The sequence below is a fragment of the Pseudomonas thermotolerans DSM 14292 genome, assembly GCF_000364625.1.
Classification (GTDB): Bacteria; Pseudomonadota; Gammaproteobacteria; order Pseudomonadales; family Pseudomonadaceae; genus Aquipseudomonas; species Aquipseudomonas thermotolerans.
In genome coordinates this window covers 1-11,436 of sequence record NZ_KB822635.1, presented here as the reverse complement: position 1 = coordinate 11,436, position 11,436 = coordinate 1, and the positions used below count along the sequence as shown (strand labels likewise).

11 protein-coding genes are annotated in these 11,436 nt (G+C 67.0%); 5 read left to right on the top strand and 6 right to left on the bottom strand.

The features are described from left to right. Nucleotides 1-198: 198 nt before the first annotated feature. The 5 genes from H165_RS0117370 to H165_RS0117350 all read right to left on the bottom strand — a co-directional run bounded on the left by H165_RS0117370 (nt 199) and on the right by H165_RS0117350 (nt 5,621). Nucleotides 199-1,104 (bottom strand): D-hexose-6-phosphate mutarotase, encoded by a 906-nt coding sequence (locus tag H165_RS0117370; protein WP_017940211.1) that lies wholly within the window; start codon nt 1,102-1,104, stop codon nt 199-201. A gap of 132 nt (nt 1,105-1,236) precedes the next feature. Continuing rightward, nucleotides 1,237-2,673: an NAD(P)(+) transhydrogenase (Re/Si-specific) subunit beta gene (locus H165_RS0117365; protein ID WP_017940210.1), complete on the bottom strand. Its 1,437-nt coding sequence runs from the start codon at nt 2,671-2,673 to the stop codon at nt 1,237-1,239. Nucleotides 2,674-2,676: 3 nt separating this feature from the next. Further along, nucleotides 2,677-2,994, bottom strand: a complete 318-nt coding sequence (locus H165_RS0117360) for an NAD(P) transhydrogenase subunit alpha part 2 (RefSeq protein ID WP_017940209.1) — start codon at nt 2,992-2,994, stop codon at nt 2,677-2,679. A 14-nt stretch (nt 2,995-3,008) separates the two neighbouring features. Further along, nucleotides 3,009-4,130: a Re/Si-specific NAD(P)(+) transhydrogenase subunit alpha gene (locus H165_RS0117355; RefSeq protein ID WP_017940208.1), complete on the bottom strand. Its 1,122-nt coding sequence runs from the start codon at nt 4,128-4,130 to the stop codon at nt 3,009-3,011. A 582-nt stretch (nt 4,131-4,712) separates the two neighbouring features. Then, on the bottom strand, nt 4,713-5,621 hold the full coding sequence (locus H165_RS0117350) for a LysR family transcriptional regulator (protein WP_017940207.1): 909 nt from the start codon (nt 5,619-5,621) through the stop codon (nt 4,713-4,715). A gap of 227 nt (nt 5,622-5,848) precedes the next feature. On the opposite strand from H165_RS0117350, the gene H165_RS0117345 reads away from it, so the two are divergent. After that, nucleotides 5,849-7,030, top strand: a complete 1,182-nt coding sequence (locus tag H165_RS0117345; protein WP_017940206.1) for an acyl-CoA dehydrogenase — start codon at nt 5,849-5,851, stop codon at nt 7,028-7,030. Between the two features lie 129 nt (nt 7,031-7,159). After that, nucleotides 7,160-8,383, top strand: a complete 1,224-nt coding sequence (locus H165_RS0117340; RefSeq protein WP_017940205.1) for a CaiB/BaiF CoA transferase family protein — start codon at nt 7,160-7,162, stop codon at nt 8,381-8,383. A 7-nt stretch (nt 8,384-8,390) separates the two neighbouring features. On the opposite strand, the gene H165_RS0117335 is transcribed toward H165_RS0117340, so the two are convergent. Further along, nucleotides 8,391-9,302, bottom strand: coding sequence for a LysR family transcriptional regulator (locus tag H165_RS0117335; protein WP_017940204.1), 912 nt, complete (start codon nt 9,300-9,302; stop codon nt 8,391-8,393). 226 nt (nt 9,303-9,528) lie between these two features. On the opposite strand from H165_RS0117335, the gene H165_RS0117330 reads away from it, so the two are divergent. The 3 genes from H165_RS0117330 to H165_RS0117320 form a co-directional block, all read left to right on the top strand. Continuing rightward, complete coding sequence (locus H165_RS0117330) at nt 9,529-10,227, top strand: CoA transferase subunit A (RefSeq protein WP_017940203.1); 699 nt, start codon at nt 9,529-9,531, stop codon at nt 10,225-10,227. Between the two features lie 25 nt (nt 10,228-10,252). Continuing rightward, nucleotides 10,253-10,909, top strand: a complete 657-nt coding sequence (locus tag H165_RS0117325; protein WP_017940202.1) for a CoA transferase subunit B — start codon at nt 10,253-10,255, stop codon at nt 10,907-10,909. A 124-nt stretch (nt 10,910-11,033) separates the two neighbouring features. After that, on the top strand, nt 11,034-11,436 hold a 403-nt coding region (locus H165_RS0117320), incomplete at its 3' end, for a thiolase family protein (RefSeq protein WP_017940201.1).

Genomic DNA, 11,436 nt, shown 5'->3' with positions numbered 1-11,436 from the left:
GATGGTAGTGTGGGGCCTCCCCATGTGAGAGTAGGTCATCGTCAAGCGCCTATACCGAACCCCCGACCTGGTCTCAGGTCGGGGGTTCTTCTTTGCGCGATGGAAAAGCCTGCCGCCCGCGTGGCCGGCCGCTGCGCATCGGGGGCGGCGGATGACCGGAGGAGCCGGCTCAGCCAGCCCGAGCCTTGCGCTCCTGTATCACAGCGGCTCGCTCCACAGGCTTAGGGTCAGGCTGCGGGTCTCACCTGGAGCGAGCTGAAGGGCGTCGTCCAGCACGTTGGCGGTCTCGATGCACAGCATCCGCTGCCAGGCGTCGGCGGCGAACTGGGACAGGCGCTGGGACTTGTCGACCCAGGGATTCCACACCACCGCCGAGCGCGAGCCGCTGCTGTGCAGGTGAATGCGCCGCTGCCAGGCACCGTCGAGGGTGCAGAGCTGCTCGGGGACCTGCAGGTAGATGCGGTCGGTTTCTCCCGTAAAGTTCAGATCGCCCTGCTGGGTGCGTTCTTCCCAGTTCTCCAGGGTTTCGATATAGCGCAGGCCGGCGAGGCCCTGGACGCAGGCATGGTGGATGTCGCCGATAGCGAAGTAGCTGTGCAGGGCCTGGCTGATATGCAGCGGCTGGCTGCCTTTGTTGTGGTTGGTCAGGCTCAGGTGCAGGCGCTCGTCCAGGTGGATATGCAGGCGCAGGTCGGCGGCATGGGGCCAGCCGGGCAGGCCCTGGGCGGGCCTGTGCAAGGCGAACTGCAGGTCGACGGCGTCATGCTTGGCCTCGACCTCCTCCAGCTCCCAGTCCAGGTTGCGGACCAGGCCATGGGCCGGCGCGGTATTGCCCCGGTAGAGCGCCTGCACGGCCTGCGGATTACGCTCCAGGGCGCCGAACCAGGGCCAGCACACCGGCACCCCGCCGCGCACCGAATGGCCCCTCCGGAAGGCGGCCTGCTCGCTGAGCCAGAGCAGTGGGCGCTCACCGTCGCGCTGGTAGTGGAGCAGCTGAGCGCCCTGCTGGGCGACCAGCAGTTCGGCGCTGGAGGTGCGGATCCGCCAGCAGACCAGTTCGTCCATCTCGATGCGTTCGACCTGGGGAGAGAAGGGACTGCTCATGGGAAAAACCTCCGGACGGCTGATGCCTAATTGGACCCCAGCTTGTCCGCCAGGCCAACCGTTGGCGGCGTACCTGGCCGGAAACGAAAAACCCCGGCATGGAGCCGGGGTTTTCGCGAAGCGGGGCAAGGCTTATTCGACGGCCTTGACCATGTCCTCGATGACCTTCTTGGCGTCGCCGAACACCATCATGGTCTTGTCCAGGTAGAACAGCTCGTTGTCCAGGCCGGCGTAGCCGGTGGACATGGAGCGCTTGTTGACGATGATGGTGCGCGCTTTGTAGGCCTCGAGGATGGGCATGCCGGCGATCGGCGACTTGGGATCGTTCTTCGCCGCCGGGTTGACCACGTCGTTGGCGCCGAGCACCAGCACCACGTCGGTCTGGCCGAACTCGGAGTTGATGTCCTCCATCTCGAACACCTGCTCGTAGGGCACCTCGGCCTCGGCGAGCAGCACGTTCATGTGGCCCGGCATGCGGCCGGCGACCGGGTGGATGGCGTACTTGACGTTGACTCCGCGGGCGGTGAGCTTCTCGGAGAGCTCCATCAGCGCGTGCTGGGCGCGGGCCACCGCCAGGCCGTAGCCGGGGACGATGATCACGCTGTCGGCGTTGGTCAGCAGGAAGGCGGCGTCATCGGCGGAGCCGGACTTCACGCTGCGCTGCACCTGCTGGCCGCCGGCCGCGCCGGCATCGGCGTCGGCACCGAAGCCGCCGAGGATCACGTTGAAGAACGAGCGGTTCATCGCCTTGCACATGATGTACGAGAGGATGGCACCGCTGGAGCCGACCAGGGAACCGGCGACGATCAGCATGGAGTTGTTCAGCGAGAAGCCGATACCGGCGGCCGCCCAGCCCGAGTAGGAGTTGAGCATGGAGACCACCACCGGCATGTCGGCGCCACCGATCGGGATGATGATCAGCACGCCGATCACGAAGGCCAGTGCCACCAGCACGGCGAAGGCACGGATGTCGCCGGTAAAGGTGTAGTACAGGCCGAGGGCGATGATCGCCAGTCCTACAACCAGGTTCAGCAGGTGCTGTCCCTTGAACACCACCGGTGCGCCCTGGAACAGGCGGAACTTGTACTTGCCGGACAGCTTGCCGAAGGCGATCACCGAACCGGAGAAGGTGATGGCACCGATGGCCGCGCCGAGGAACAGCTCCAGGCGGTTGCCGGTCGGAATGGCGTCGCCCAGTGCCTGGACGATGCCCAGCGACTGCGGCTCGACCACGGCGGCGATGGCGATGAACACGGCGGCCAGGCCGATCATGCTGTGCATGAAGGCTACCAGCTCCGGCATCTTGGTCATTTCGACGCGCTTGGCCATGATCGAGCCGGCGGTGCCGCCGATCAGCAAGCCGACGATGACAAAGCCCAGGCCCTGTACGGTCAGCTCGTTGCCCAGCTTGTGAATCAGACCGACCGTGGTGAGCACGGCGATGGCCATGCCGACCATGCCGAACAGGTTGCCGCGCCGCGAGGTGGTCGGGTGCGACAGGCCCTTGAGCGCCTGGATGAAGCACACCGAGGCGACCAGGTAGAGCAGGGTGATCAGGTTCATGCTCATCGATTACTTCTCCGCCTGGGCCTTCGGGGCCTTCTTCTTGAACATTTCCAGCATGCGGCGGGTGACCAGGAAGCCACCGAACACGTTGACTGCGGCCAGGGCCACGGCCAGGGTGCCCATGGCCTTGCCCAGCGGGGTGATGGTCAGGGCGGCGGCCAGCATGGCGCCGACGATGACGATCGCCGAAATGGCGTTGGTGACCGCCATCAGTGGGGTGTGCAGGGCGGGGGTCACGTTCCATACCACGTGGTAGCCGACGTAGATGGCCAGCACGAAGATGATCAGGTTGTAGATGCCGTGGGAGATCAGCATGTCTTCCATTGTCTGGCTCCTTGTTATCCGTTCTTGCGCACGACTTTGCCGCCTTCGCACATCAGGCAGGCCGCGACTATGTCGTCTTCGAGGTTGAGCTGGAAGCGCCCTTCCTTGTCGATGACTAGCTTGAGGAAGTCGAGCAGGTTGCGGGCGTAGAGGGCCGAGGCATCGGCCGGAACCAGAGCGGGCAGGTTGGTGTAGCCGACGATGGTTACACCATGCTTGACCACCACCTGATCGGCCTCGGTGAGCGGGCAGTTGCCGCCCTGGGCGGCGGCCAGGTCGATGACCACGGAGCCGGGCTTCATCTCCTGCACGGTGGCTTCATGGAGCAGGGTGGGGGCCTTGCGGCCGGGGATCAGCGCAGTGGTGATGACGATGTCCGCCTGCTTGGCGCGCTCATGCACGGCCTGGGCCTGGCGCTTCATCCAGGACTCCGGCATGGGCCGCGCGTAGCCGCCGACACCCTCGGCGCATTCCCGTTCCTCGTCGGTCTCGTAGGGCACGTCGACGAACTTGGCACCCAGCGACTCCACCTGTTCCTTCACCGCCGGACGCACGTCGGAGGCTTCGATCACCGCACCCAGACGCTTGGCCGTGGCGATGGCCTGCAGGCCGGCCACGCCGGCGCCGAGGATCAGCACGCGGGCGGCTTTGACGGTACCGGCGGCGGTCATCAGCATGGGCATGAAGCGCGGGTAGTGGTTGGCGGCGAGCATCACCGCCTTGTAGCCGGCGATGTTGGCCTGGGAGGAGAGCACGTCGAGACTCTGGGCACGGGAAGTGCGCGGCGCCGCTTCGAGCGCGAAGGCGGTGATGCCGCGCTCGGCCATCCGGGCATTGTTCTCGTCGTTGAACGGATTGAGCATGCCGACCAGCACGGCGCCGGGCTTCATCTGGGCCAGCTCGGCCTCGCTGGGGGCGACGACCTTGAGGACCAGGTCGGCGCCCAGGGCCTCGGCGGCAGTCCCGAGGGTGGCGCCCACGGCGGCATAGGCGGAGTCCGGGATGCTGGCGTTGACGCCGGCACCACTCTGGACGGTGACCTGATGGCCTTGGCTGATCAGCTTTTTGACGGTTTCCGGCGTCGCGGCGACGCGCGTTTCGCCGCTAGCGGTCTCGAGGGGGACACCAATGTGCACTGAATAGTCTCCTGCGTAATCATTTTTTTATTGAGCCGGGGCACTACGTTGGCGCCCCGGCGCGGATCCTCGCCTCCTGCCAGACGCGGGGCGTGAAACCGGCGGGGCGCGGCATTTTGCAGGCGATCGGCGTGCCCTTCAAGACGTTTGAAGGACGACCGAGCACGAACTACAAGTCATCTGGCGACCGATTGTTCAACGTCGGCGCTCGCAAGGCCGCGCAGTCCGGGGAAGATGCCACGTTTCCGGCACAGATGGGAGTCGGCAGTCGAGGTTGGCGTGAGTCCCGGTTCATGCGCCTGACCGGGCCGGAACGGATGGGGTGGCGATTCCCAGTTATTAAGCTAAGCATTTGTTTTTATTTGGTTTTTCAGGGTTTCGGGGAGACGCGAGGCCTGTGAGGCTGTAGCCTTGCACTTCCTGACTACAGAGTCAATTTATTCCGGGGGAAGGCCGTCCCGGCTGGACGCGAGGGAGCCGAAGCAGGCTGTGTGGGTGTGATCCAGGGCCTGGGCGGAGCGCTCGGGGCCCGTGGGGCGCGGCGAAAGGTCGCAGTGGCGGTGGCTGGCCGGAACGGCGGATTCAGTGCCCCTGGCGTTCCTCGCGGTACTGCCGCGCGGCCTCCAGCAGCCAGTCGCGGAAGGCGCGCAGGGCTGCGGACTCCATCTTGCGCTCGGGAATCATCAGGTAGTAGGCGCGGTCGCTGACGCTGCTGTGGGGCATGGCCACCACCAGGCGGCCGTCGGCCAGTTCGCGCTCGATCAGGAAGGGCGGGATCAGGGCTATGCCCATTTCGTGACTGGCCGCCAGGGCGAGCATGGAGAACAGCTCGTAGCGCGGCCCGGTCATGTCGTGGGCGACGTTCATGCCCAGGGAGGCGAACCACTGGCGCCAGGCGTAGGGCCGGGTGGTCTGCTGCAGCAGGGGCAGCCCGGCGATGGTCGCTGCATCCAGCTGCCGGCGGCCGCCGAGCAGTGCCGGGCTGCACACCGGCTGGGCGTTCTCGTGCATCAGGAAGTGCGAGACGGTGCCCGACCAGTCGGCGTCGCCGAAGTAGATGGCGGCGTCGAACTCGGTGTCGGCGAACAGGAAGGGCCGGGTGCGGCTGGCCAGGTTGACGGTGACCTCCGGGTGCAGGCGCTGGAAGTCCTTGAGACGCGGCAGCAGCCACTGGGTGCCGAAGGTGGGCACCACCGCCAGCTCCAGACGGCCGCTGCCGTGCTGGCCGATCACCGAAAGGGTGTCGCGCTCCACCGCGTCCAGCTGCACGGCCACTCGGCGGGCATAGGACAGCCCCGCCTCGGTGAGCTTGACTCCGCGCCGCGAGCGGCGGAACAGCTCGATGCCGAGGAAGGCCTCGAGCCCGGCGATCTGTCGGCATACCGCGCTCTGGGTCAGGGCCAGCTCCTCGGCGGCCTTGGTGAAGCTCTGGTGGCGGGCCGCCGATTCGAAGGCGACCAGGGCGGCGGTACTGGGAATCTTGCGGCGCATTTATGCGGTGTTCTCACTCGGGAAGCGGAAAAACCGGGAGCTAGCCTAGCTCGAAGTGAGTAAATCGCACAATTCCATGCAAAATCCTCGTTTGCCTGGGGCTCCGTGCCGGCCTAGGATTCAGCCCATCGAAGAGGAGACACCGCCGACTGCGGCGCTGCCCAGGCAGCCCGTCGCGGAGGAGGCTCCCGGACCCACAAGAAACATTCCACTTGAGGATTTTGCACATGGCCGGTAAAGCAAGTTTCAACTGGGCAGACCCGCTGCTGCTCGACCAGCAGCTCACCGAAGAAGAGCGCATGGTGCGCGACAGCGCCCAGCAGTATGCCCAGGACAAACTGGCGCCGCGCGTGCTGGAGGCCTTCCGCCACGAGAAGACCGACCCGGCGATCTTCCGCGAGATGGGTGAGCTGGGCCTGCTCGGCGCCACCATCCCCACCGAGTACGGCGGCAGCGGCCTGAACTACGTGTGCTACGGCCTGATCGCCCGCGAAGTGGAGCGTGTCGACTCTGGCTACCGCTCGATGATGAGCGTGCAGTCCTCCCTGGTGATGGTGCCGATCTACGAGTTCGGCAACGAGGCCACCAAGCAGAAGTACCTGCCCAAGCTGGCCTCCGGCGAGCTGATCGGCTGCTTCGGCCTGACCGAGCCGAACCACGGCTCCGACCCGGCCTCCATGGTCACCCGCGCCCGCAAGGTGGACGGTGGCTACCGCCTGACCGGCAGCAAGATGTGGATCACCAACAGCCCGATCGCCGACGTCTTCGTGGTCTGGGCCAAGGACGACGAGGGCCAGATCCGCGGCTTCGTTCTCGAGAAGGGCTGGGAAGGCCTGTCCGCTCCGGCGATCCACGGCAAGGTGGGCCTGCGCGCCTCGATCACCGGTGAGATCGTCATGGACAACGTGTTCTGCCCCGAGGAGAACGCCTTCCCCGAAGTCCGCGGCCTGCGCGGTCCCTTCACCTGCCTGAACTCCGCCCGCTACGGCATCAGCTGGGGCGCCCTGGGGGCCGCCGAGTATTGCTGGCACACCGCTCGCCAGTACGTGCTGGATCGCAAGCAGTTCGGCCGTCCGCTGGCCGCCAACCAACTGATCCAGAAGAAACTGGCCGACATGCAGACCGAGATCACCCTGGCCCTGCAAGGCTGCCTGCGCCTCGGCCGCATGAAGGACGAAGGCACCGCCGCGGTGGAAATCACCTCCATCATGAAGCGCAACAGCTGCGGCAAGGCCCTGGAGATCGCCCGCCTGGCCCGCGACATGATGGGTGGCAACGGCATCAGCGACGAATTCGGCGTGGCTCGCCACCTGGTCAACCTGGAAGTGGTGAACACCTACGAGGGTACCCACGATATCCACGCGCTGATCCTCGGCCGCGCCCAGACCGGCATCCAGGCGTTCTTCTAAGCGACGCTTCTCTCCGCCCTGGGCGAGGGGATGTGGCGAGGGGGCTGCACAGTCGCAGCCCTCTCCCCCAGCTCTCCGCCAAGGCGCGAGAGCGGCATTCACCCTGCGTCAGTTTCCCGTGAGGTTCCCATGTCCGGCGCACTGTCCCATATCCGCGTACTCGATCTGTCCCGCATCCTCGCCGGCCCCTGGGCCGGGCAGATCCTCGCCGACCTCGGCGCCGAGGTGATCAAGGTCGAGCGTCCCGGCACCGGCGACGACACCCGTGGCTGGGGCCCGCCCTTCCTCAAGGACCGCGAGGGCCGCGACACCAACGAGGCGGCCTACTACCACGCTGCCAACCGCAACAAGCAGTCGGTGACCCTGGACTTCACCCAGGCCGAGGGCCAGCGCCTGGTGCGCGAGCTGGCGGCCAGGTCCGACATCCTCATCGAGAACTTCAAGGTTGGCGGTCTGGCTGCCTACGGCCTCGACTACGCCTCCCTGAAGGAGGTCAATCCGCGGCTGATCTACTGTTCGATCACCGGCTTCGGACAGACCGGCCCTTACGCCAAGCGCGCCGGCTACGACTTCATGATCCAAGGGCTGGGCGGGCTGATGAGCCTCACCGGACACCCGGACGGCGAGCCCGGCGGCGGCCCCATGAAGGTCGGTGTGGCGCTCACCGACATTCTCACCGGTCTGTATTCCACGGTGGCGATCCTCGCCGCCCTGGCACACCGCGAGCGGACCGGCGAGGGCCAGCACATCGACATGGCGCTGCTCGACGTGCAGGTCGCCTGCCTGGCCAACCAGGCGATGAACTATCTGACCACCGGGGTGCCGCCCAAGCGTCTGGGTAACTCGCACCCCAACATAGTCCCCTATCAGGACTTCCCCACCGCCGACGGCAACATGATCCTGGCTGTGGGCAACGACGGGCAGTTCCGCAAGTTTTGCGAGGTCGCCGGCATTCCGGCTTTGGCCGACGACCCGCGTTTTGTCACCAATGCGGCGCGGGTCGCCAATCGCGCCGAGCTGATTCCCCTGCTGCGCCAGGCCACGGTGTTCAAGAGCACCGCCGAGTGGATTCGCCTGCTGGAGGCTGCCGGGGTGCCCTGCGGGCCGATCAACGACCTGGCCCAGGTGTTCGCCGATCCCCAGGTGCAGGCCCGCGGCCTGCGCCTGGAGCTGCCCCATCCGCAGGCCGGTGTGGTGCCCTCGGTGGCCAGCCCGCTGCGTCTCTCGGCCAGTCCGGTGGAATACCGCCACGCAGCGCCGCGCCTCGGCGAGCACACCGAGGCGGTCCTCGGCGGCCTGCTCGGCCTGGATGCCGCACGCATCGCCGAACTGCGCGCCGCCAGAGTGGTGTGAGCGACGCTCAGGCGCGGTCCGCCAGGGAGGCGGTGAACAGGTCGGTGCTGCGCTCCAGCACGTCGGCCAGCGCCTGGGCGGCGGCGGACAGGCGGTGATCGGCGAGACGCAGCAGGCCGACCCGACGCTCCACCGTCGGCGCCTCCAGGGCCAGGCAGCGGGCGCCGAGCTCCTCCATCTGGCGCAGGCAGAGTGTCGGCACCGCGCTGACCCCCAGGCCGTTGGCCACCATGCGCCCCACGGTGACCAGCTGATGACTCTCGAAGGCCACCGGCAGGCGGCCGTGGCGCGCGGCGACGCTGTCCTCCAGCAGCAGGCGCACCGCCGAGGGACGCTGCAAGGTGATGAAGCTGTGTTCCAGCAACTCTGCCCAGCTCACCCGGCGGCGCGTGGCCAGCGGCGAGTCGGCCGGCACCACGGCGACGAAGCGGTCGGTGTAGAAGGGCGTGAAGCTCAGGCCGTCGAGGCTGTCCGGCTCGAAGGCGATGCCCAGTTCGACACGGCGGTCACGGACCATCTCCAGCACCTGCTCGTTGATCACGTCGTGCACCGCCACGTTGACCCGCGGGTGCCGGCCGCGGAACTCCCGCAGCGCCACCGGCAGCAGGTTGCCGGCGAAGGACGGCATGGCGGCGATGGAAACCTTGCCGAGCCGCAGGGTGAAGTGCTGGCGCAGCAGCTCCTCGGCGTTGTCCCAGTCGGCCAGCAGGCGGCGCGCGAGCGGCAGGAGTATCTCGCCTTCCGGGGTCAGGCTGACGCTGCGCGTGGTGCGTATCAGCAGCGGCCCGCCGAGGGACTCCTCAAGGCTCTTGATCGCCAGGCTGAGTGCCGGCTGCGAGAGGTGCAGGCGCTCGCAGGCCTGGGCGAAGGACAGGGTCTGGGCGACGGCGAGGAAGGCGCGCAGCTGCTTGACGGTCATCGATAGGGATTGGCGATCAATGGCGGGGGTGGACAGAAGCTAGCAAATCAATCCCTGGCGGTCATCCGTTGGGGAAGCCCCGGATTGGGGTAGGGCGATTGATTTGTTTTTAAGAATAGTGGATTGAAAAAACAAACTTAACAAATAAGTGTCCGGCGCGGATGCTTGCCTCCACGTCCCGGCAGCCCTGGCTGCGGCATCCGATAAGTACAAGAGGCACAACAGCATGGCAGGACTCGACAAGCGGGTTGGCAGTTACGAAGAAGCCCTGGCCGGGCTCACCGACGGCATGACCGTTCTGGCCGGCGGCTTCGGCCTGTGCGGCATTCCCGAGAACCTGATCGCGGAGATCCGGCGGCGCGGCGTGCGTGACCTGACGGTGGTCTCCAACAACTGCGGGGTGGACGGCTTCGGCCTCGGCGTGCTGCTGGAGGACCGCCAGATCCGCAAGATGATCGCCTCCTACGTCGGCGAGAACGCCCTGTTCGAGCAGCAGCTGCTCAGCGGCGAGCTGGAGGTGGAGCTGACCCCGCAGGGTACCCTGGCAGAGAAGCTGCGCGCTGGCGGCGCCGGCATCCCGGCTTTCTACACCGCCACCGGCTACGGCACCCCGGTCGCCGATGGCAAGGAAGTGCGTGAGTTCAAGGGCCGCAAGTACATCCTCGAAGAGGCCATCACCGGTGACTTCGCCATCGTCAAGGGCTGGAAGGCCGACCACTTCGGCAACGTCGTCTACCGCCACACCGCGCAGAACTTCAATCCGCTGGTGGCCGCCGCGGGGCGCATCACCGTGGTCGAGGTGGAGGAGATCGTCGAGCCGGGCGAGCTGGAGCCCAGCCAGATCCACACGCCCGGCATCTACGTCGACCGCATCATCCAGGGCAGTTTCGAGAAGCGCATCGAGAAGCGCACCCTGCGTTCCTGAGCCACCGCACGAGAGAGACAAGACCATGGCACTGACCCGCGAACAGATGGCTCAGCGCGTCGCGCGCGAGCTCAAGGACGGCTACTACGTCAACCTGGGCATCGGCATTCCCACCCTGGTGGCCAACTACGTGCCGGAAGGCATGCAGGTGATGCTGCAGTCGGAGAACGGCCTACTCGGCATGGGCCCCTTCCCCAGCGAGGAGGAGCTGGACGCCGACATGATCAACGCCGGCAAGCAGACGGTCACCGCGTTGCCCGGCGCGGCGATCTTCAGCTCCGCCGAGTCCTTCGCGATGATCCGCGGCGGCCACGTCGACCTCACCGTGCTCGGCGCCTTCGAGGTGGACGTGCAGGGCAACATCGCCTCCTGGATGATCCCCGGCAAACTGGTCAAGGGCATGGGCGGCGCCATGGACCTGGTGGCCGGCGCCGAGAACATCATCGTCACCATGACCCATGCCTCCAAGGACGGCGAGTCCAAGCTGCTGGAGCGCTGCACCCTGCCGCTGACCGGCGCCGGCTGCATCCGCAAGGTGCTCACCGACCTGGCCTACCTGGAGATCGAGGACGGCGCCTTCATCCTCCGCGAGCGCGCCCCGGGGGTGAGCGTCGCCGAGATCGCCGAGAAGACCGCCGGACGGCTGATCGTTCCGGAGCATGTGCCGGAAATGGCGTTCTAAGCGAGTAACCCCTCGTCATGCCCCGCGCCTCCCCTGCCGGAGGGCGGGCCTTGGTGTTGGTATGCTCGGCGGGCTGCGCCCCGGGCGCACCCAGAGACAGACAGTCCCGAACCGGAGAACAACTATGCAAGACGTCGTCATCGTCGCCGCCACCCGAACCGCCATCGGCAGCTTCCAGGGCTCGCTGGCCAACCTTCCCGCTCCCGAGCTGGGCGCCGCGGTGATCCGCCGCCTGCTCGAACAGACCGGCCTGGACGGCGCTGCCGTGGACGAGGTGATCCTCGGCCAGGTGCTCACCGCCGGGGCCGGGCAGAACCCGGCGCGCCAGGCGGCGATCCGCGCCGGGCTGCCGCACGCCGTGCCGGCCATGACGCTCAACAAGGTCTGCGGCTCCGGACTCAAGGCCCTGCACCTGGCCGCCCAGGCGATCCGCTGCGGCGACGCCGAGGTGGTGATCGCCGGCGGCCAGGAGAACATGAGCCTGGCCCCCTACGTGCTGCCCGGCGCGCGCACCGGCCTGCGCATGG